The organism is Pseudoalteromonas atlantica (assembly GCA_007988745.1).
GTDB lineage: Bacteria > Pseudomonadota > Gammaproteobacteria > Enterobacterales > Alteromonadaceae > Pseudoalteromonas > Pseudoalteromonas atlantica.
Genome location: BJUT01000061.1, coordinates 1 through 22,247, shown reverse-complemented (window position 1 = coordinate 22,247; position 22,247 = coordinate 1). Strand labels below are relative to the sequence as shown.

Sequence of the window (22,247 nt, the reverse complement as noted above, 5' to 3'; positions counted from 1 at the left end):
CAATAAATAGCATTGTACTTATCTTTAGCTGTGGCTATTACATTGGCTGTACGTTGGGTTTCGCTTCGCTCAAACCAACCTACTGTTGTTGCATAGCTACAAGCTTGCGTATAATGCCCGCATTCTGGCTGTATGTATTAGCCGCTAATTTGGATTTGAATAATGAAAAAACTCTCTGCAGTGCAAGTAAAACAACAAGCACTTGTGCTTAACGTTGCCGATAAACTAGAAGCACAAGGGCGCGAAGAAATCCCTGGTATGTTGCAGTGCTGGTTTGATGTGGAATATCACTTATTTCCAAGTTCACTACTGCTTTGTTTTCAGTTCGAAAACGAACAAGCTTTAGCAGCCGCAGAGCCTGATTTATTAAAATGGCAAAAACGCTTAAGCGCCGCAATGCTTAAAAAAGGCGTGATTTTAAAAGATATGCGTAAACATTTAGTGTTTACTTTAAAAGGCCCTGATGATTAAAGCAGGGCTATAAATAAGTGCTAGAGCAAAGCTTTGCAGCGCTGTAGTTTATAAAAATATGTTTAAGCGCGTAAAAAAGGGCAATAACAATGCCCTTTTTTTTAAATGGAGTTACTGGGGCAGGTTTTGCACTTTTCCTTAATCACAAAAGGCAAAAAGAAAGACCTAACCCTGCTGATTTTTTAATTACTACTCCTCGATCTTCTAGTAAGTCGACTTGCTGCAAAATGTTATGGGGCTTTCGGGATCTGCATGAAGGCTAAATCCTTTTAGCATGCTATAGAAATAATTACCCCCTCGCAGGGCGCTGAGCTTACAGGTAGCGGGAGGGGTGTTGTTAAGGCTAATAATAGAGATTAAAAGTATAATTTCAGGATATTTTTAGCTTGGCTGATATTGGCACAAAACGATGACTGAAATGCAAACCTAGGGCCTTAATTAATCATCAAAGATACTCAAATAAAACGCTTAAACTCATATGGCGCTCTTTATTCAAGCCACGGTGCATATTCACACCAATCGACGTCATTATTAGATGCGTATCCATATTTTTTAAGAACGCTTGGTTTTTTGAATAAAAAAGTTAAGCAAACACATCAGCCTGCTTGACCGTATTTTCTAATGGGTGACCCCTTTGGTCCTTAGGTTTTTATCTCAGGAATATTTGAATATAATTTAGTACTAATGGGTACATGTTTAAAGATTTAGTGTGTAGAATATAAACAAATACGCAACACGAATTGCGTATCATAAAAAGTGTTAGAGCTAAAAAGGATAGAAAGCATGCACAAAGATATAGTAATCCCTATAGTTTTTCCTGATTATAAAATTTCAGTTGAAGTTCAAAAAAGAAATGTAGATGTATTACCTTGGGTTGACTGGGATAACTTTACCATCCCTAAATATAAAGAAAAAATATCAAACCTCGGTCACGCTGGAGTATTGTTCATTAATGGTAAAACAGGGACTACAAAGTATTTCGAATATGGTCGATACGATCCTCCTCATAACCTTGGTCTCGTGGTAAAAGCCGCCAACCTTCCTGATGTAAAAGTAGCTAACGGAAAAATTGAAATAAATACATTAATAAAACCTATTGATTTTATTTCTAGAGTGTCAGGCCAGTCTGGGCGAGTCCACGGGGTGCTAATCGAAGTGGAAAAAAAATATCAGACTATGCTTGATTACGCCCAGTTAAGAAAATCTCAAAATACAAATCCCAAACGTAAGCCATATAACTTAACCTCAAATAGTTGTATTCACTTTGTCAAACAGGTTGTCGAAAAAGCAGGCCTTGAAACCCCATGGATGATTGACCCAAGACCAAATTCATATATAGGTGAATTTAGAGAGGATTATATTGACTTAGATTACTTTCCGAAAAGTAAAACCTTAAAGATAGAAGGTCTAGGAGAGGTTAAATGAAAAAAATACTATGGCTATTATTAGCTCTTATATATCTATCTGGTTGCGATATACAACAAAGCGAGTCTGAAGCACCAAATAAGCCAAGTGTAGTGCCAGGTAAAGCATTTTGGGTAGGCGGTTTGGATGGAGGTGTATTTGCTTTAGTGGAAAAAAGTAAAAGTTTAGAGCCAAATGAATACTATGGAAAAATATATTACGCCTCAGGGGATGTAGCATATAAAGGTAAAATGATTCTATTACCGAAAAACAGTGATGCTATAGATTACCTAAACCCTAAAGTTTACCAAGGGTGGGATGGCGATACTCTGTATGTTGTAGGAAATAAGCAACTCAAAGTTCATAAGTGAAATTTTTAAAGAAACGTTCCAATTAATGTAACATAGTTCAAATCAGAGGCTGCATCTAAGAGCAGCCTCATCTTTAAAGCATTTCAGTTTATAAAGACTCGTAGCTTTTCGTAATAAGTAAAGGGGCAGGTCTTGCCACGACCAAGCAACAAACTCACGTTTAACGCCCCCCCGTCATCTCCCCTGAAAATAAGCAATTGATGAGTAATGCATTTCATGGCAGGATTTTGTTCCCGACAAATCCTAAGTACCTACATCCATGCAGGCAATGAAATGAAAGCCATGCTTGCACATGGATGTGCTTTCATGGCGTTTACGTCCACATCAATTGTGGCTTGAAGGATTAAGCGTGATGCTCGAGTACGCTGAGAGTGGACCAGCGGCAGCCCCTCTTTGGCTGCTGTCGCCAGCGCGACAAAACCTTGAATTAGGTTTCTAATTTCTAGAAGCGTGAAACGCGAAACGCATTCACATTATCGGTGACGTTAACCTCAAACACCTATTCAAATACTTATTCGGGCTGCCGCCCGCGCGTCAGCAAGCTAAACGCCTACAATAAATAACACATACTCTTGGCTTTTAAGCGAGTAAGTATATTTGTGATTTGTTGGGTTTCGTTTCACTCTACCCAACCTACGTTCATATAATTTATGGCGAATCATCATGCACAAAAAAGCCGTTGCATTGCTGCAACGGCTTTTATAATTTTGATAAACCCCACTCTACAGTGGAGCTTACTACCCATTAAAGTTCAAAAAATTAATCTCTTGATCAGAGTTATTTAAGTTTGGGAAAATGCAGTTTTTTAGACCGCATTTCTCGTTATAGAGTTTTTAGTTATAGATTGGGAATTTAGTAGAATCTAATAGTGCCTAATCTAAGTTTGATTATTATAGTTTGGGAATAAAAACTAAGCTATTTCCAATGAATCCTGTGATTTCAACATTTTTAAAAAGTCATCTGTAGATTTTACTGATAATTCAACCTTCAAAAAATCGGCTATTTCTAATACAGCGTCATTAGGGTCTTTCTTATCTTGAATTGATTGACTCAAGCTGTCAGATAAAGCCTTAAATCTAAGTTTATCTTCAGCAAGCTTTTGTAAGCTAGCGGTTTCAAAAGCATCTGTATTTTCTTTGATTTGCTGAACTCGCATTTCAAAAATTTCTTTAATGCGTTTTGTTCGTAGTTCTGATTTAGTAGAGAAAATATCAGCTTTATCTAGTACATATACAACCAATGAGGAAGCTACACCAGATAGTAATGCCAAAGCAATATCCTGCAAAAATGGAATTGAAATGGCAGGAAGGATATACGACTCAAAGTAAAACACTACAAAAGTTACTACTGTAGCAGAGAAAAGCTTCAAAATGGCATCAGCTTTTTGGGCCCCACTCATTTCATCAGATGATTTGCTTAATATTTTTAATGCTCCAACCAGAGCCGAAAAACCTTCTATCAATATAGTCAATATTGATTTAAAAATACCAGTAGCTAAACCAATAATACTATCTATTATAACCTTGCAAAAATTATCAAAAAAATCTTTTAGTGCTTTTGTTAAAGTCGGAACTATTTCCGTACGTATATACTGCAAAACTCTTTTGAGTCTAATCTTTAAACCTTCAAGAGCGGAAGTTTCACCAACGCCTGCATCAATCCCATTTTTAAAGGAATCATTGAATTCATAAAATATCGGCTTTAGCATTAATAATACAGCGTGCCCGAGTGCTTGATGGCCTGTTTGCTCACCAGCTTTAGTTGATGCTTGTGTAGCAATTTCAGCTGTATTATTTTTAACATTATTTAATGCACTACCTTGGGCTGATTCAAAGTTACTCTTGGTAGCCTCTTTCTCCATAATAACACCAGCATCAAGGCTACTTCCTGTAAAGGACTCATTAATACGGTCTAACTCTTTTTGTTCGCTTTTTGACAATTGGCTTTTTTTCTTTTTCGTTAATAATCTTTCTTTCTTTTCTTTGATATCTGCAAATGTTCCATCAAGCTTCATTTTGTTTTGACGTTCCGAAATGCTAGCTAAATTATTATCGCTATTTACAATAACCCTGCGGTTTTCATTAGTTAAAAATACATTTCCAGCAAATTGGCGATGAAAGTTTTCTGATGACTGTAAATGTTCAGTATTTACAGTATCCAAGGTGGAAGAACCTTGGCCATGGCGATGTAACTGCTTGCCATCCAAGTCATTTTTGATAGTACCATCTCTTCTAGTATTCTTTACTTTATGAGCTTCTAATTTATGTTTTTGTACGTTACCGCGTTTACCGGGTGTAATTTTTTGACTTCCTTTAAGTTGTTGTTTAGCGCTTAACACTTGGCTACTTACTTGAACATTTTTATATTCAAAACAATTAATATCCTCCCAAAGTCTAGAAGCAGTCAGCCCCGTTCTATCCAGCTTTAGGTCTTTGTGAGTAATAACACTATCAAGAACACTTAGTCCTAGAGGAGTAACTAATTCATCTACAACATTTTGATTTGATTCAAAGTCCTTGTATACACTATCTATAACCTCTATTGATGAGCGCTGTTCAAATAGCTCCATATCAATTAATATACGGCTAGCTTGCAAAGGCGAAGCCCCATTTAATTTTGATGCTACGGATTCAAAAGAAAGGCTTGGTTGTTCATATTTTTTTTTGTTATTACTCATTAGATCCCTCTATAAATCAGGCTGATAATTTAGCATCTGTTACTTTATGGTATAACACCTCAGACATTTTAATATCTTCGTCAACCACTTCTCCTTCCTTGTTTAAGTACCCTAAATTAGCCATTTGCTTAAGTACAATTGATAGGTTAAATAGAGCTTGAAATTCTTCAATATGAGCAACTGGTAATAACTTAAAATCTAACTTTAAGTTGTATACATTATCTGAATTAGACAGCTGTTTTACTCTTTGTGACTGAATACCAAATTCAAAACGATCTAGTAGGATAGAATAGTTCCTAATTAATTGTGCAAAGTAATCAACAACGCTATCAATCGATTTAGATACAACAGAAAGTTTAACTTGTTGAGCTTTCATCTTCTCTATTTCTTCAAAAACACGCTCACGCTCTTGCTTAACTCTCTCTAGGGATTCTTTAGCTTTTTTCCGGGAAAAGAAGCCAAGTGTCAAAATCATGCCTGCGGTTTCAACAAACCCCATCTGATCAAAGTCGATTAGAACTAACTCATCTTTTTTACGTAAGCCTTCACTCTTATTTATTTCATAAATTGAACTATCGAAGAAGTCTTCAAAAGGTAATCCTTTAACTGTCACATTATGAATTCGGCTAGCAACTAATTTAAAACGCTCAAACTGATTTTCATAAATTTCTTTTTTATTTAAATTAATTTTTGAAATTTTTTCGTCAATCTCTTTACCAATTACCTTAACGGCTTCTTGATATTCGCTCCTAGCTTTATCGTAGCGTTCATTAATTTCATCATAGATAGCCTCAGCTTCATCAATATAATGTTTTCCAGTAAATGCATTCCAAACTTTAGAACATGTCTCTTTCACCTTATCAGCTACTTTTGAAACAGTATTTTTAATGGAACTACAAACACTTGAAGCCCAGCTTTTAGCTTTACTAAACCAGCTCATTTTCTTCTCCTTTAAATATAAGGTTATAGCCTTCGCTGACAATATCATTCATGGCTGCTACCCAGCGTTGATAACGTTTATATTCATATGCATCTATATTAAAGCTACTAGCTAGATTCTCTATAAATTCCTCTTCAGCGTCACACACTTCTCCATCAGCTAAAAGTATCCCAAAAAGCTCAATCATCACAATTCGCTTAGACTGTTGAGAGGATTTACTAAGGACTTTAATAACACTCTCAATACTGTCCTGTTTTTTAACTTTATATCCTGTCTGATCACACTCAATAAGAAAAGAGCCAAAAATCTCTTGCTCCTCTTGCTTGTGCTCTCCATTAAGGCCCATTGCAAATTTAGCAAGTTCAAGAAAGTTTTTCTTTTCGCCAACATTTAATTCTGATAGATACATTACTTTACTTCCTTAATAGCTTTTTTCTATTTTTTGAACGCTTCCAGAGTTATCATAAACATGCTCAATCCGTTTATTCACTTCACCAGCTTCATTATATAAATACTCAAACGTTAAATTACCTTCGGTATCTAACTCCACGCCTCGCGAAGCTTTACCGTCTTCATTAAAAAACATTTGATATTTTAAATGCTCACCAGAAAAAGTATCTGTGCTGCGTTTGATGCCGTTTTCATAATAAACTTGAGTTATTTGACCTGTAAGCTTGTCTTCAATTGTTAATACTTTGCAATCGCCCAGTTTTTTAACAAAATCTTCAGTTTCAACAGTAAGCTTTTTATGCTTACCTAGCTCATTTGTTAATTCGATAATGTTATCAATTCTAATAGACTGTAGAAGTGTTGTGAGCGTTTCGAAATTAGATAATTGATTTTGATTATTAACAAAAGCAACCTTATGCTGCTCTTTACCCAAATCGATTATGGAGTTATTAAGGGTTACCTCAGTGCGCTTAAGGTCTGTTGTTATAAGTTCGACAGCTTCCTTGGTACTAATTGATAAAGACTCGAAGCCTTTCTTTGACGACTCATTCACCTTAGAAAATGACTCGTCTAAGCTGCTTAACAACTTAATATTACCTTCAGTAAAATTATTATGTTGCCTGTCAAAGCTACCATTGACCTCTTTTTGTAAATTTTTTAGAGTTTGTAAGTTGTCTTCAAAGCTTTTCTCTACTTGCAATTGATGTTCTGTTCCAATCTGGGCTGAGCTTTCTTCAAAAGACTCTATCTTTTTTATTACTGTCTCTAATAATTTTGATAACGCCTTATCTAACTCCGTAGTAGCTAAATCTGCTTTTTCAACAGACTTAGACTCCAGTTCCGCAATGCGTTTATGTGTTAAAACTGTCGATATAATACAAATTACAGCTACAACAACAGTTGAAGCAAAAACTAAGGTTAGATTAATATCCATAAATATCCTTTTGGTTATCCATATAATTTAAGAGTTGATTGTGAAATTGAACCCGTAATTTAGGGGGGTCAATGATGTTAATATGTGGAATCCACCTTAGTACAAGTGGAAATAACTGCTGTTGATTTACAACAAACGTTGAAACAATAAGTTCATCATTCACGGTTTTTGATTCAATAGTTTGTTTCGGGAAAAACTTTTTCCTAATAAAGAAATGAGCTATGGAGGATGATATTTTTAGTGTCACTTTGAATTCATCACTTCCAAACCAAACCGTTTCAGATTCAATAATTTCTTTTTCGACTTCAACGTCTTTTATAAAGACGTCACTATTAAGCCAAACATTTTTCATCAATGAGATGTGGAATGATTTCAGCTTATTATTATGTACTCCGGCTAAATACCAATAGCCTTCAAAGTTAACTAGTTTATAAGCATTAACTTTTTGATATGTCTTCTCACCATAAGAAAAGTCGATTGTATTGCACTTTTTTATAGTGGTTTCTAAATCAATAAATTTCTTTTTATTTGGAGTTAAGCTATAAGACTCATATTCATAGCTTTTAATGTGGAAAGGAGAAGCATTCGCTTTATCAAAAAGGGTACTTAATAATTCTAAAGTAAAATAAGGAAAGAGATCTCGTACACCACTTTTTTCAGCAAATAAATTTAGAATACTATGATTAAGTTTATTAGGTTTCGCTTTATTTAAAAACCAATCACCAGACGGAGCTGTATGAATATCAAGAAAGGAAAGCCTTTCAAATATATCTCTTCTTAACGTGCGCGTTGATACATTAAAGTACGCACTGAGTTCACTTGAGTTTAAGTGATGTCCACCATGTAACATATTTAATAATTCAGCTAATCGCTCAGCTAATTTAGTATCTGCCATACTAAAGTTATTCCCTATTAATCCTTGGGTTAAACCTAACATTTAGATTGGTCAGGTTGTGTCCTTTCAAGTTAGAGTAAACAATATTTTTAATAATTGCACTAATTTATTGCACGATACAAAGTTTGCCAGACTAAATAATGACTCATATGAGTAACCTCTCATAAACTAAGAGTTAAATGACCCATCAACAAACTCTCTAACTTGCTTCAATCGCTCTATATCTCCACCAATCATAAACTCCAAAGAGACTGTTCATTGAACTCTTTGTTTGGTTTATTTACCCATTCATCAGCCTCTCTTTGGCTGCTGTAGCCAGCGCTACAAAACCTTGAATAAGATTTCTAATCCCTCAATGAGCCAAATGCAAACGGAGTATGCGCCAACAAAAATTAAACACCTTTTGGGCTTAGCCCAACACGCCAGCAAGTTGTGCGTCTACAATGTTTAAACACACACAAAAAAGCCGTTGCATTGCTGCAACGGCTTTTATAATTTTAATAAATTTTCAAACTATAATGGAACTTACTACCCATTAAAGTTCAAAAATTAGTCGCGGTTCTTAATCGCGATAAGTCTCTACCGCTGGGCATGAACATACTAAGTTACGGTCGCCGTATACGTCATCTATTCGTGTAACGGTTGGCCAGAACTTGTCTTTTGCTACCGAAGGCACTGGGAATGCAGCGTAAAAACGGTCGTATGCGCGGTCCCATTCGTTACCTAACACGTCAGCTTGTGTATGCGGTGCAAACACAAGTGGGTTGTTTTCGATTGACCATTCACCAGAGATTACTTTGTCGATTTCGCCTTTGATTGACACCATCGCTTCGATAAAGCGGTCTATCTCGCCTTTTGACTCAGATTCAGTTGGCTCAATCATTAACGTGCCCGCTACTGGGAACGACATAGTGGGTGAATGGAAGCCGTAATCTTGCAAGCGCTTAGCTACGTCCATTTCAGTAATGCCTGATTGCTCTTTAAGTGGGCGTAGGTCAACAATACATTCGTGCGCAACGCGGTTGTTACGGCCACGGTATAAAATTGGGAAGTGCTGGCTTAACTCGTGTGTTAAGTAGTTAGCATTAACGATCGCCATTTCAGTGGCTTGTTTTAAGCCCTCTGAGCCCATCATGGTAATGTAAGCCCATGAAATAGGTAAAATAGCGGCTGAGCCGTAAGGCGCTGCTGATACTGCACCGTTGTTAATGTTTGTACCCGGTACGTTAATTACGCTGTGGTTTGGCATAAATGGCGCAAGGTGCGATTTAACACCAATTGGGCCTACACCCGGGCCGCCGCCACCGTGCGGAATACAAAACGTTTTGTGCAAGTTTAAGTGCGATACGTCTGAGCCAATAAAGCCTGGGCTTGTTACACCTACTTGCGCGTTCATGTTTGCGCCATCCATGTAAACTTGGCCACCGTGCTCGTGCACAATGTCACAAATTTCGCGAATGGTTTCTTCGTAAACGCCGTGTGTAGATGGGTATGTGATCATAATACACGATAAGTTTTCAGACACTTCTTCCGCTTTCGCTTTAAGATCTGCCATGTCTACGTTACCGTTTTTATCGCAATCAACCACTACAATTTTCATGCTGGCCATTTGCGCAGATGCAGGGTTAGTACCGTGCGCTGAGCTTGGAATTAAACATACGTTACGGTGCGCATCGCCACGTGACTCGTGGTATTTACGAATAGCAATTAAGCCTGCGTATTCACCTTGTGCGCCAGAGTTTGGCTGTAGTGAAACTGCATCGTACCCAGTAATGTTAACTAGCCAGTTGTGCAGCTCGTTAATCATTATTTGGTAACCTTCGGCCTGATCGAGCGGGCAGAATGGGTGCAAGTTTGCAAATTCAGGCCATGTAATTGGGATCATCTCAGCGGTCGCGTTTAGTTTCATGGTACATGAACCTAACGAGATCATTGAGTGGTTAAGCGCTAAATCTTTGTTTTCTAGGCGCTTAATGTAGCGAAGCATGTCTGTTTCGCTGTGGTAGCTGTTAAAGTTTGGATGCGTTAATACTTCGTCATCACGTACTAAACTAGCTGGAATAGAGTCGCTACCGTTTGCTTCAATATCGGCTGCAATACTATCTACGTTTAGGCCATTGCCTTCACCTAGTACAATATCAAATAGCTCAGCTACATCGGCGCGTGTGGTGGTTTCTGAAACCGAAATAGAGTATTCGCCGTCGTGGTTTGTGGCAAAGTTAACGCCTTTGGCAAGTGCACGCGCTATTACATCATCTTTGCTGTCGCTCACTACTGTTAGCGTATCAAACCAGGTGCTGTGTTTAAGTGCAATACCTTTAGCTTTTAGGCCAGCAGCTAAAATATCAGCAAAGCGATGTATACGCTGCGCGATAGTTTTTAAGCCTTGTGGGCCATGGTACACCGCGTAAAACGCGGCCATGTTGGCAAGTAGTACCTGCGCTGTACAAATGTTTGAGTTGGCTTTGTCGCGGCGAATGTGTTGTTCGCGCGTTTGCATGGCCATACGCAGTGCGTCGTTACCTAAACGGTCTTTAGATACACCAATAATACGCCCTGGTAATGAACGTTTGTATGCATCACGCGTTGCAAAAAATGCAGCGTGTGGTCCGCCGTAACCCATAGGTACACCAAAACGCTGGGCCGAACCAAGTACTACGTCGGCACCTAATTTACCCGGTGCTTTTAGTAGTAATAAGCTCATAATGTCGGCAGCAACACAGGCAATGGCCTTTTTGCTTTGTACGCCGGCAATTAGGTCGGTTATATCGACTACTTCACCTGATGTAGTTGGGTATTGGAAAAGTGCGCCAAAAATGTCGTGGTTAACGGCATCTTCTGCTTTACCTACAATTATTTCAAAACCAAACTGCTCAGCACGGGTGCTCACTACGTCAATAGTTTGTGTGTGTACGTCGTCGGCAATAAAAAAGGCATTGGCTTTTTTAGCTTTAGATACGCGTTTTGCAAGGCCCATTGCCTCAGCAGCAGCGGTTGATTCGTCAAGTAACGACGCACTTGCTAAATCAAGGCCTGTTAAATCTAGGGTCATAGTTTGAAAATTTAATAACGACTCTAAACGCCCTTGCGCAATTTCTGGCTGGTACGGCGTGTACGCAGTATACCAACCTGGGTTTTCTAGTACGTTACGTAAAATTACGTGCGGTACGTGCGTTGGGTGGTAGCCTTGGCCAATGTACGATTTGAAAACTTTATTTTTGCTTGCTACCGATTTTAAGTAGCTTAGTGTTTCAACTTCAGTACGGCTTTCGCCAACTGTTAATGGCTGCGCTAAGCGAATGCTTGCAGGTACAGTTTGGTCGATCAGCTCTTGCACGCTTGATACTTCTAAAGCACTTAGCATATCGCTTACTTGTGCTGGGCTTGGCCCAATGTGGCGGCGAATAAAATCTTGCTTTTGCTCTAACTGTTCAAGAGATTTGGCGTTTGACATGCGTCTAGATTCCTATGATCCTAAATACTAACGGGTAATTAGCATTGATTAAAATATGTGATGATTTAATAACGTACTGTGTATGGGAAGTAGGCCGTTAAATCATAAAAGCCCCAAAAACAGTGAATGGGGCTTTTGTCATCTACTTAGAGTATTACTCTTCGTCGATTGTGTTAGCGTAGTCTTCTGCGCTAAGTAGGTTTTCAAGCTCTGACTCGTCAGTTGCTTTAATGCGGAATAACCAGCCGTCACCGTATGGGTCGTTGTTAACCGTTTCTGGTGCGTCTTCTAGCTCTTCGTTAATCGCTACAATTTCGCCGCCAACTGGTGCGTAAATGTCTGATGCAGCTTTAACCGACTCTGCTACTGCACAGTCTTCGCCTGCATCTACTGCATCGCCTACTTCTGGTAGTTCTACAAATACCATGTCGCCAAGCAGCTCTTGCGCATGCTCAGAAATACCCACAGTAAATGTACCGTCACCTTCGTTGCGAACCCACTCGTGAGAAGAGGCGTATTTTAAATCGCTAGGGATATTGCTCATTATTTTGTTCCTTTGGTTTATATTGGGAGGATACCAATCACAATAATTATTGTGATTGGTATAACCAAATTTTTAAATGATTGATTTGCCGTTACGTACAAAGCTAGGCTTTACTACTTTAACGTTAACTAATTTTTTGCGCATTTCTACTTGGGCTGTATCCCCTGTTGAACGCGGTACACGTGCAAGGGCTACACTAAAACCAAGTGTTGGTGAGAAAGTACCTGAGGTAATTACCCCTTCACCACCTTCAACAATTACTTTTGAGCCGCTACGCAATACGCCTTTTTCTTCAAGCACTAAACCAACAAGTTTATGGGTGCTTTTTTCGGCGCGTTGCTTAACAAGTACGTCACGACCAATAAAGTCACGATCTTCTGGTTCCCATGCAATGGTCCATGCCATGTTAGCTGCAAGTGGCGATACGCTTTCGTCCATATCTAGGCCGTAAAGGTTCATACCTGCTTCTAAGCGTAGCGTGTCACGTGCACCTAAACCGGCTGGCGCTACACCTGCATCTAGCAGTTGTTGCCATAAATCGGCTGCTTGCTCGTTCGGTACTACAATTTCGTAACCGTCTTCGCCAGTATAACCCGTTGTGGCAATAAATAAATCACCCACTTGTACGCCAAAAAATGGCTTCATGCCTTCAACGGCTGCTTGTTGCTCAGCATTTAAAAGTGTGGCTGTTTTTGCTTTTGCGTTAGGGCCTTGTACTGCAATCATTGCAAACTCTGGGCGCTCAGTTACGGTTACTGTAAAGTCGGCAGATACTTTAGCTAAGTGAGCTAAATCTTTTTCGCGGGTGGCAGAATTTACCACTAAGCGATAAAACGTTTCGCTAAAGTAGTAAATAATTAAATCGTCGATTACGCCGCCTTGCTCGTTAAGCATGCCTGTGTAAAGCGCTTTACCTGGTACGGTTAATTTTGCTACGTCGTTTGCTACTAACTTGCGTAAAAATGCTTTTGCTTGTTCGCCTTCAATATCAACAATGGTCATGTGTGATACGTCAAACATACCTGCATCGGTACGCACTGCATTGTGTTCTTCTATTTGTGAGCCGTAGTTGATTGGCATTTCCCAGCCATGAAAATCAACCATTTTTGCGCCTGCTTCAAGGTGCTTAGCATGTAGTACAGTTTTAGAAGTCATAACATTCCTTCACTTTTAAATTAACCCTGTGCGGGCGTGGCTTAAATAGATTTAATTAAACAGGCAAACACGGTTATGTTTACCGGTTATTTTATGTATTAGGCAGCTTCGTTTTGCATTAGGGCAAAACCTTGTGCTTGTAAGTGCTGTTGCCATTTTTGTAGTTCTTGTTGCTTGGCTACTAACACAAAGTGCTGTTCGTCGTTTTTATCTATGGCGGTAATAAATACTTCGCCGCTTTGCGCGCCATAGCATAGTTGTGGGTTTGATAAACGCAGCCCTGGCGTTAATTTAAACGCGCTAATTAAGGTATCAAATGCGTTTGCTCCACACAGCGCAAGAGTTGCAAGGTCGCTACGTAGTACATAATCAATATCAAAACGAAGTTGCTGCTCGTTTATCAGTGCTTGTAATTGCAAGCTTGCGCTGTGCGGTAATACAAATCTAAATGCGGTTTCGCTAAAGTAATAAACGGCAAAGCTGTAATCAGAATTTAAATCGCCATCAAGCGTGCCTTTTAGGCCTAAGCCGCTGGCTGTAAGCTTTGTGAGATCTAACCCTAAAATAGTGCTTAAAAATACACTGGTTTCACTGCCACTAAAATCCATTACAACGAGGTTGTTATTTGCTTGCACGGCATTGGTAACTGCACTTGCAGCATTGCTGTGGCGGGCAAACATTATTGGGTTAAAAGTCATAACAAACACCTGTGTATTTTTGATACCAAAAGTATATTGCGCCACTGTGACAACAACAAATTGTAATTATTTATCAATTGATAAATAATACTTATATATGTAGCTATATAAATTGTAATTTTAAATATGAAAAACATATCAACCGACAGTTTGCGTACCTTTGTAATGGTTGTTGAGGTAGGTGGATTTGCAAAAGCCGGCGACCTACTGGGGTTATCGCAACCTGCGGTAAGCTTGCAAATTAAACGCCTTGAAGATTTACTCGGTTATAAATTATTTAAAAAGCAGGGCCAGCGCCAGGTGCTTAATCAGTACGGTGAGCTACTTTTGCCTATGGCAAAACAAATGATGCAGTATAACGATGCTATTTTGCAGCAGTTCACCTCAGAAAGCATAACCGGTAAAGTGCGCCTGGGTATTCCTAGCGAATTTGCAGCACGTATTTTGCCCTCTATTATTGGTGATTTTGTCTCGCTTTATCCTGAGGTATCGCTGGAGGTTAAATCGCGTTTAAGTAAACATTTACTGTCGGCCTCAAGGCAAGATCAATTTGATCTTGTTTTAGCACTTAACGAGCGCCTTAATTCAGACAAGTTCCCTATTTTTATGCAAGACGAGCTAGTATGGGTGGGCGATTTAGCACAGGCAAAAAATGAGGTAGTAACCTTAGTCACCGCGCCCGAGGGCTGTATTTATAGGCGCCGCGCTACAGATGCACTTAAAAGTGCCAATATAAAATACCGAATTGTTTACAGCAATGCCGATTTAACCGGCCTTATTGCCGCTTTAAAAGAAGGCTTGGGCATTACAGTACTTGCTAAAAGCACTGTGCCAAGCGATCTTAATTTTCAGGCGAAAAGTAAATATTTACCAGCTCTTGGTAGCATAGGCATTAGCTTAATAAAAAGCGGTGGGGAGTCGGAGCACGCAGTAGACAAACTCGCTGAGTTTATCGCATTACGTTTAGGCTATTAGTGCGCGTTGGCGATTTGCTTAACCTGTAAAATTACCAACTACGCTACATAAAAAACGCCGAGGTTAAACTAACCTCGGCGTTTTGTAAGCTAAACTTGGCGATAACTAAAACCCTCATTTAAACCATTAAATAACGAATTTTTGCCTATCGACACGCTTAGCTGCCTAAAAATAAATATATTAATTAAGCAAATGGATATTAGTTATTTACGTTACGTTGGCGTAGCACTTCAAATAAACAAATACCGGTGGCTACCGATACATTTAAGCTAGAAACACTTCCTGCCATCGGAATTTTAACTAACACGTCGCAATGCTCACGCGTTAAACGGCGCATGCCCTCGCCCTCTGCTCCCATTACTATTGCCATTGGCCCAGTAAGGTTTGCATCAAACACGTGGGTGTCTGTTTCACCAGCGGTGCCCACAACCCATACGCCTGCATCTTTAATTTCGCGAAGCGTACGCGCCAGGTTTGTTACCTGAATAAGCGGTACGGTTTCGGCTGCGCCACAGGCTACTTTACGTGCTGTGCCGTTAAGCTTGGCCGACTTATCTTTAGGTACAATTATAGCGTGTACACCTGCTGCATCTGCGCTACGTAGGCAGGCACCTAAATTATGCGGATCGGTTATGCCATCTAGTACTAATAAAAACGGCGTGTCTTCGCGAGCAATGATCTCATCTAAATCTTTTTCGTTGTAAACACGCGCAGCTTTTACATTGGCAATAATGCCTTGGTGCTGCTCATCGTTTGCTTTGTTATCTAGCGCTTTTCGCTGCATAAATTGTACAGAAATACCAAATTTACGTGCTTCATTAATAATCGGGGATAAGCGCTTATCATCACGACCTTTTAGGGCATAAATTTCTAAAAAACGCTCTGGCTCTTTTGCTAAAATTGCTTCAACAGAGTGAAAGCCAAAAATTAATTCATTACTCACGTATTGTTTGCTCCTGGGCTATTACGTTTACGGGCATTTTTGCCTGGTCTTTTAGGCTTTTTAACTGCCTTTTTTTTCGGTTTTTTCTTAGCGGTGGTTTCAGCGGCTTTTTTACCGGCTGGCTTTGCGCCAGACTTACCCGCTGGTTTGCCTTTGCTTTTACTGGCTGGTTTTTTACCAGCTTTGGGTTTTTCATCGCCTGATGTGTTCTTGCCAGGGATTTTACCCGCTTTAAGCTGCGATCTTACACTTGCTGGTGCATGGCTTGATTTACCGCGCCCTGCTCCTTTAGCTGAGCCACGGCGACGCGCGTATCTATCTTGAGCTACATCACCACTGAGCTTTAAATTTATACGGCGCTCATCTAAACTTACCGAAGCAACTTGTACCGTTACTTTATCGCCAAGGCGGTAAACGGTATGTGTATGCTCGCCAATTAGGGTGTGTTTTGCACCATCATGATGGAAGTATTCATCACCTAAATTAGTAACATGGATCAGGCCATCAATTTGTAAGTCGTCTAGGCGTATAAATAAACCAAAGTTAGTAACGGATGAAATAACCCCGTTAAACTCATCACCCACGTGGTCTTGCATAAACTCACATTTAAGCCAGTCGGCAACTTCACGCGTTGCGTCGTCTGCGCGGCGCTCGGTGGTTGAACACTGCTCGCCTAGTTGGTCTACTTCATCATCGGTGTAAGCGTATGCGCCCGATGTTTGCTGACCTTGTGCTTTTATTACCGCTTTAATTGCACGGTGTACCACTAAATCAGGGTAACGGCGAATTGGTGAGGTAAAGTGTGCGTACGCAGGCAGCGCTAAGCCAAAGTGGCCTATGTTGTCTGGCTGATAAACCGCTTGCTTCATTGAGCGAAGTAGCATGGTTTGAATAAGCTCGGCCTCTGGGCGGTCGCCTAAACGGGCTAACACTTGGGTAATTTCTTTCGGTGTTGGCTCATCACTTAATGTGCTTTGAATGCCAAGCTCACTTAAAAACTGAGTAAAGTTACCTAGTTTTTCTTGATCTGGCTCATCGTGCACACGGTAAAGCGCACTGGCTTCGTGTTTTTCTAATAATTTAGCCGCCGATACATTGGCTAAAATCATACATTCTTCAATCAATTTGTGCGCGTCGTTACGAACAACTGGCACAATTGATTCTATTTTACGGTGTACGTTAAATACAAAACGCGTTTCTAGCGTTTCAAACTCAATAGCACCACGGGTTTGGCGCGCCGACTTAAGCGCCATATACATTTGCTGTAAGTCAGTTAAATGTGGCACAACGGGTGCGTATTCTTCGCGTAGTTTTTCATCGCCTTGTAAAATGGCATTTACTTTGGTGTAGGTTAAACGCGCATGCGAGTTCATCACCGCTTCGTAAAACTTATAACCCGAAAGCTTACCTGCGTCTGATACCGTCATTTCGGCCACCATACAAAGGCGGTCTACTTTAGGGTTAAGCGAACATAAACCGTTCGACAACACTTTTGGCAGCATTGGAATTACTTGCTCAGGAAAATACACTGAGTTACCGCGAGCAATCGCTTCTTTATTTAGCGGCGTGTTCATACCTACATAATGCGATACATCGGCAATGGCTACCCATAAGCGCCAGCCGCCAGATTTTTTACGCTCACAATATACGGCATCATCAAAGTCGCGGGCGTCTTCACCATCTATTGTGACCAGTGGCAGGTCGCGTAAATCTACACGGCCTTGTTTGTCGGCTTCATCAACAAACTCACCTAAATGAGCTACTTGTTCTTCTACTTCTTCTGGCCAAACATGAGGAATATCGTGATTGCGCAGTGCCACTTCTATTTCCATACCTGGCGCTAAATGCTCGCCCAGTACGTCAATAATTTTACCTACCGCGTTCATGTTACGGCTAGGATTTTGAGTGATTTGCACTTGCACCATTTGGTTATGACGCGCGCCGTTTTCACTGCCTGGCAGAATAATAATATCTTGGGTAATACGTGGGTCTTCTGCTACCACAACTGCAATACCATGCTCAACAAAATAACGCCCTACAATAGGTGCGCGCTCGTTGGTGAGTACTTTAATTATGCGGGCATCACATTTTGAGCCTGAGCCACGTTTTGTGCCTTTAGCAAGTACGATGTCGCCGTGCAGCACCATGTTCATTTGATGCTTGGCTATAAACCAATCTTTGCTCTCGCCTTCAACTTCTAAAAAGCCAAAACCGTCTCTGTGGCCAATTACTTTGCCTTTGGTTAAACCGGCTTCGTCAATTAGGGCGTAACATTTAAACTTATTAAAATACAATTGGCCATCGCGCTCCATGGCACGAAGGCGGCGCTTAAATGCAATTTGGCGTTCGGTATCGTTTACAGCTAATTCATCACAAAGTTGCGTGAAGTTAGCAGGTTTTGAACGCTCTTGAAGGTGAGTAAGTATAAACTCACGACTAGGGACTGGGTTTTCGTACTTTTCTTGTTCTCGGCTGAGATTTGGATCTTGGTTTGACATTCACTATCTTGTTAGTTGGTTATGTAGGTATTTTAACCCATATACGTAAAATGAGACAGGTAAAAGCGTATGAAACTTTTAATAAACCGCTTTAATAAGTAAAACATACGCTTAATGGCCTTAATCATCACTTAATATAAGCGCGATTATAACCAGCCTTTTTGCTTTGCAATACGCGCTGCATCTACGCGGTTAGTGGCATTGAGTTTTGCGATAGCATCGGATAAATAATTACGTGTTGTGCCTTCGCTTATAAACAGCTGTTTGGCTATGTCGCTTGTTTTTAAGCCATCGGTTGCAAGCTTAAGTGCTTTGCGCTCTTTATCGGTGAGCGGGTCGGCGTCATCAAGCGCGTTAATGGCAAGCTCTGGGTCTATAACTTTTTGCCCTTGTATTACTTTTTTAAGTGCATTGATAAGCTCATCACTTGGCGCTTCTTTTAAAATGAAACCTTTAACGCCTAGGGCGAGCGAGCGCCTAATATAACCAGCTCGCGAAAACGTGGTCATAATAACCATTTTAATAGTTGGGAACGTGGCCGCTATTTGCTCACTTAGCTCTATACCGCTCATGTGTGGCATTTCAATATCGGTTAAAATTATGTCTGGCAATGCCTCATCGGTCAGTGCTTTTATTGCATTAAGGGCATCTTGGCCGTTACTGGCTTGGCCTATCACTTCAATATTAAAATCAAGGCTTAACAATGCCCCTACAGCGTCGCGCACGAGTGCTTGATCTTCCACTAAATATACTTTGATCATTGTTAATCCTTAGCTGAAATTGGCAGCATTACGTTTAAAGTAAACTTATCGCCACAGGTAAACGTGGCATGGCCATTAAGTTGCTCTGCACGCTCTTTAATACCATTTAAACCGTTACCTGCGTTTAACGTGCTGCAAGGTGCGTTATCAACCACACTTATATGCAGCTGATGTTGTGTTTGCTCTATACTTATTTCGGCGTTTTTATTACTGCTATGGCGTAATAAATTAGTTACCGCTTCTTTAATTATAAGCCCTGCGATCCCTTCTACTTTAGGAGGCAAGGTATTTAATACAACATTAAAGTTAACGTTAAAGTCTTGCTCTATTAGCCTTTGTTTAAGCTGGGCTATTTGGCTTATTAAATTAAGTTGTTTTAAATCGCTTACGGCGTTTCTTACATCGCTAAGTAACTGCCTTGCTAGATCTGCTACTTGTGCTATTTCGTTATTGGCTTGTTCGTAGCGCTCTCCTTGATTTAGCTTATTAGCAAGCTCAGCTTTTAAAGCAATAGATGATAGTGAGTGGCCTAAAATATCGTGCAGGTCGCGCGCTATACGTTCGCGCTCAGCAATAGCAGCTAATTGCTCTAATTGGTTAGCGCTTTCTTGTTCGCGCTTTTTATGCAGGCGCTCTTTTTGGGTTGCAATGCCAAAGGCCAGCAGCGCTCCTGATATTAATAAAGTGCCGGCTAAAAAGTATTTTATGTTTGCTATATCTGCCAAATAGGCGCTTAACGCCACCGTAAATATAAGGCTAAAAACGGCATATAATCTGCTTTTTTTAGCGTATGACTCACCAGCTATAAACGCGATAAAACCAAATAATGTAGAGGTACCTGTGGTATAAAATGTGGCGCTAAAACACACCACTAACATAATAACAAACAGCGTTGTTATACGCTTTGTTTCACAGTGCATGGCTTTTATGTAAAGCAAAATAAATACAATATAAAACGCCACGCTCATTACAATGGTATTGACTGGCAAGTTAGATAGATTAAATAGAGTCGGAAGCAAATAAAACCCAGTAAAAATTAAAGGTGCGTATTCCCAAAACTTTTTATTACTGGGCTTTGAAAGCGTGTTTGTTGTACTCATGCCAGTGCCCCTAGTTCATTGTTATTGTTCATAACATTATTTTTATTAATAAATATAAATAACACAAAAATACTAATGAGTATAAAGTAATCATTTATTGAAACACTAAAGCTAAGTGATTCTAAAAACTCGCTAATAGCGAGACTTATTAAAATTAACGTATTCATAGCCACCTCCCATTAAGATAAGTTAACTATGCCAAAGCCAAAAAATTATAAGAGTGTGAAATGTCATTAACTTTGCTGACATTTGTCATGTTTTAAAAATTTCATCCTGTGAGTTCGCCCCCAGTGATAAGATAATAAAAAAAGGAGTTCTCATTTAAATGCAGCCACAACAGCAAAGCCTGATTTACTTACATATTGCCGTGTTACTTTTTGGGGGCACCGCCCTTTTTGCAAAGTTAATAGGGTTAAATGCAATTGATATTACGGTGTATCGTACCGCTATTGCTGGCATGGCAATTTTGGCTATGCTGTATTTTCAAAAAAAACAAATTAAGTTAAACAAACCAAAAGATTACCTCATTGCGTTATTTTTAGGTGTAGCAGTAGGCATGCATTGGGTTACTTACTTTGCAGGTATGCAAATGGCGGGCGTAACTGTGGGTATGCTGGCTTTTTTTAGCTACCCAGTAATGACGGTGTTTTTAGAGCCCTTGTTTAATAAAAGCAGGCCCCAAGCAAAAGATATTATAAGCGCAGCTGTGGTTGTATTTGGTATATATTTACTCGTACCCAGCGCAAATTTAGGCGACGATGTAACCTTAGGGGTTATTATGGGTGTGGTTTCGGCTTTGTTTTTTTTGATTAGAAATATTACCCATAAGCGCTTTTTTAGCCAGTATGGCGGCCCACAAACCATGTTTTATCAAACCTTAGTGGCAAGTGTTATGCTTTGCGCATTTATTAAGGTCCCTGTGTATGAGGTGAGTAACCACGACCTTATTTTAATTGCTGTGGCGGGTATTATTTTTACCGCTACACCGCACTCGCTATTTGCAGCGAGTTTAAAGCACTTATCGGCAGCTACTGCGGGGTTAATTTCATGTTTGCAGCCGCTTTACGGCACTTTGTTGGCTATTGTTATTATTCATGAGCGCCCAACGCTACTAACACTTATTGGCGGTGCACTCATAGTCAGTGCAGCCTGTTTTGAAACGTGGTCTATTACTCAAAAGGCTAGAAAATGAAAATATTTGCGCACCGCGGGGCAAGCGGCAATTACCCAGAAAACACTAAAAGCGCTATTTTAGAAGCGTTAAATGTAGGAGTAGATGGCATTGAAGTTGATATTCAAAGTGCGCTTGATGACTATATACTCATTCACGACTCGTGGCTAGATAGAACCACCAGCGGGCACGGTAAAGTAAGCGACTTTACGGCGCAGCAACTTAGTCTGTTGGATGCCGGTAACGGCGAGCAAATCCCCACTCTACAGCAATTACTTGATTGGAATAACAATAAAACATTACTCAATATAGAGCTTAAACATACCTTTGAGCTTGAAAAGTTTGCCACTATTTTAAACAACAATATTGCTAAAGGCGTTATTACTAAAGGTAATATTTTAGTGTCGTCGTTTGATCACCATCAAATTCATTGGCTTAAAAATAGGTTACCGTGGTTACACATTGGCGCGTTAACCTCATCAATTCCGTTAAATTATGCACAGTTTGCTCAACAGTTAAATGCGTATAGTGTTCATGTAGACAAAAGCTTTGTAAATAAAGCTTTTGTAGATGATGCCATAGCGCGAGGCCTGCAAGTTTATGCCTACACCGTAGATAGGCCAGAAGACATGGATTTTATGCTAAAAATTGGGGTGCATGGTATTTTTACTAATTACCCCGCTCGTTCTAAAAAATATTTAGCAAACATTATTACTTGAGTTAACGGTAACTTAGTCGATAATCTAGCTAGGGCGTGATGATCTTTGCGGATTGAAATTTGTTCAATCTAGGGGCAATTAAATCGC

The 22,247-nt window shown here is 39.8% G+C and carries 20 protein-coding genes; 6 read left to right on the top strand and 14 right to left on the bottom strand.

Annotated elements, in window-relative coordinates:
• Positions 1-162: 162 nt before the first annotated feature.
• The 3 genes from PAT01_RS17655 (at position 163) to PAT01_RS17645 (ending at position 2,246) form a co-directional block, all read left to right on the top strand.
• On the top strand, positions 163-471 hold the full coding sequence (locus PAT01_RS17655; protein ID WP_004587588.1) for a hypothetical protein: 309 nt from the start codon (positions 163-165) through the stop codon (positions 469-471).
• Positions 472-1,254: 783 nt separating this feature from the next.
• Positions 1,255-1,896 (top strand): hypothetical protein, encoded by a 642-nt coding sequence (locus tag PAT01_RS17650; RefSeq protein WP_154945916.1) that lies wholly within the window; start codon positions 1,255-1,257, stop codon positions 1,894-1,896.
• Entirely contained in the window at positions 1,893-2,246 is a 354-nt protein-coding gene (locus PAT01_RS17645; RefSeq protein WP_154945915.1) for a lipoprotein, read from the top strand. The genes PAT01_RS17650 and PAT01_RS17645 overlap by 4 nt, the downstream gene beginning before the upstream one ends.
• Positions 2,247-3,156: 910 nt before the next feature.
• On the opposite strand, the gene PAT01_RS17640 is transcribed toward PAT01_RS17645, so the two are convergent.
• The 9 genes from PAT01_RS17640 to PAT01_RS17600 all read right to left on the bottom strand — a co-directional run bounded on the left by PAT01_RS17640 (position 3,157) and on the right by PAT01_RS17600 (position 13,993).
• A complete protein-coding gene (locus PAT01_RS17640) occupies positions 3,157-4,923 on the bottom strand; it encodes a hypothetical protein (RefSeq protein WP_154945914.1) in 1,767 nt (588 codons plus the stop codon).
• Between the two features lie 16 nt (positions 4,924-4,939).
• The gene (locus tag PAT01_RS17635; protein WP_154945913.1) at positions 4,940-5,863 is read right to left on the bottom strand and encodes a DNA repair protein; all 924 of its coding nucleotides are present in this window, start codon (positions 5,861-5,863) and stop codon (positions 4,940-4,942) included.
• Positions 5,850-6,272: a TerB family tellurite resistance protein gene (locus PAT01_RS17630; RefSeq protein WP_154945912.1), complete on the bottom strand. Its 423-nt coding sequence runs from the start codon at positions 6,270-6,272 to the stop codon at positions 5,850-5,852. Before PAT01_RS17630 ends, PAT01_RS17635 begins: the two co-directional genes overlap by 14 nt.
• A 12-nt stretch (positions 6,273-6,284) precedes the next feature.
• Positions 6,285-7,247, bottom strand: coding sequence for a hypothetical protein (locus PAT01_RS17625; RefSeq protein ID WP_154945911.1), 963 nt, complete (start codon positions 7,245-7,247; stop codon positions 6,285-6,287).
• On the bottom strand, positions 7,237-8,142 hold the full coding sequence (locus PAT01_RS17620; protein ID WP_186807302.1) for a helix-turn-helix transcriptional regulator: 906 nt from the start codon (positions 8,140-8,142) through the stop codon (positions 7,237-7,239). The genes PAT01_RS17625 and PAT01_RS17620 overlap by 11 nt, the downstream gene beginning before the upstream one ends.
• A gap of 562 nt (positions 8,143-8,704) precedes the next feature.
• Positions 8,705-11,596 carry an aminomethyl-transferring glycine dehydrogenase gene (gene gcvP, locus PAT01_RS17615; protein ID WP_154945909.1) on the bottom strand — a complete coding sequence of 964 codons (2,892 nt, stop codon included), beginning with the start codon at positions 11,594-11,596 and terminating at the stop codon, positions 8,705-8,707.
• Positions 11,597-11,750: 154 nt separating this feature from the next.
• Entirely contained in the window at positions 11,751-12,140 is a 390-nt protein-coding gene (gene gcvH / locus PAT01_RS17610; RefSeq protein WP_004587592.1) for a glycine cleavage system protein GcvH, read from the bottom strand.
• A gap of 72 nt (positions 12,141-12,212) precedes the next feature.
• Positions 12,213-13,295 (bottom strand): glycine cleavage system aminomethyltransferase GcvT, encoded by a 1,083-nt coding sequence (gene gcvT, locus PAT01_RS17605; protein WP_004587593.1) that lies wholly within the window; start codon positions 13,293-13,295, stop codon positions 12,213-12,215.
• Between the two features lie 98 nt (positions 13,296-13,393).
• The gene (locus tag PAT01_RS17600) at positions 13,394-13,993 is read right to left on the bottom strand and encodes a hypothetical protein (protein ID WP_004587594.1); all 600 of its coding nucleotides are present in this window, start codon (positions 13,991-13,993) and stop codon (positions 13,394-13,396) included.
• A gap of 126 nt (positions 13,994-14,119) precedes the next feature.
• Here PAT01_RS17600 and PAT01_RS17595 point away from each other — a divergent pair, with 126 nt between their 5' ends.
• Entirely contained in the window at positions 14,120-14,968 is an 849-nt protein-coding gene (locus PAT01_RS17595; RefSeq protein WP_154945908.1) for a LysR family transcriptional regulator, read from the top strand.
• A gap of 199 nt (positions 14,969-15,167) precedes the next feature.
• Here PAT01_RS17595 and rlmB read toward each other — a convergent pair whose 3' ends face one another.
• The 5 genes from rlmB to PAT01_RS20120 form a co-directional block, all read right to left on the bottom strand.
• Positions 15,168-15,911, bottom strand: coding sequence for a 23S rRNA (guanosine(2251)-2'-O)-methyltransferase RlmB (gene rlmB, locus PAT01_RS17590; RefSeq protein WP_029772012.1), 744 nt, complete (start codon positions 15,909-15,911; stop codon positions 15,168-15,170).
• Positions 15,908-18,409 carry a ribonuclease R gene (rnr, locus tag PAT01_RS17585; protein WP_154945907.1) on the bottom strand — a complete coding sequence of 834 codons (2,502 nt, stop codon included), beginning with the start codon at positions 18,407-18,409 and terminating at the stop codon, positions 15,908-15,910. Before rnr ends, rlmB begins: the two co-directional genes overlap by 4 nt.
• A gap of 146 nt (positions 18,410-18,555) precedes the next feature.
• Entirely contained in the window at positions 18,556-19,170 is a 615-nt protein-coding gene (locus PAT01_RS17580) for a response regulator transcription factor (RefSeq protein WP_154945906.1), read from the bottom strand.
• Positions 19,171-19,172: 2 nt separating this feature from the next.
• Entirely contained in the window at positions 19,173-20,270 is a 1,098-nt protein-coding gene (locus tag PAT01_RS17575; protein ID WP_154945905.1) for a sensor histidine kinase, read from the bottom strand.
• Positions 20,267-20,437 (bottom strand): hypothetical protein, encoded by a 171-nt coding sequence (locus PAT01_RS20120; RefSeq protein ID WP_186807301.1) that lies wholly within the window; start codon positions 20,435-20,437, stop codon positions 20,267-20,269. The genes PAT01_RS17575 and PAT01_RS20120 overlap by 4 nt, the downstream gene beginning before the upstream one ends.
• 158 nt (positions 20,438-20,595) lie before the next feature.
• Between PAT01_RS20120 and PAT01_RS17570 the strand changes: the two genes are divergently transcribed.
• Positions 20,596-21,462 (top strand): DMT family transporter, encoded by an 867-nt coding sequence (locus PAT01_RS17570; protein ID WP_154945904.1) that lies wholly within the window; start codon positions 20,596-20,598, stop codon positions 21,460-21,462.
• Positions 21,459-22,160, top strand: a complete 702-nt coding sequence (locus PAT01_RS17565; protein WP_154945903.1) for a glycerophosphodiester phosphodiesterase — start codon at positions 21,459-21,461, stop codon at positions 22,158-22,160. The genes PAT01_RS17570 and PAT01_RS17565 overlap by 4 nt, the downstream gene beginning before the upstream one ends.
• Positions 22,161-22,247 lie beyond the last annotated feature (87 nt).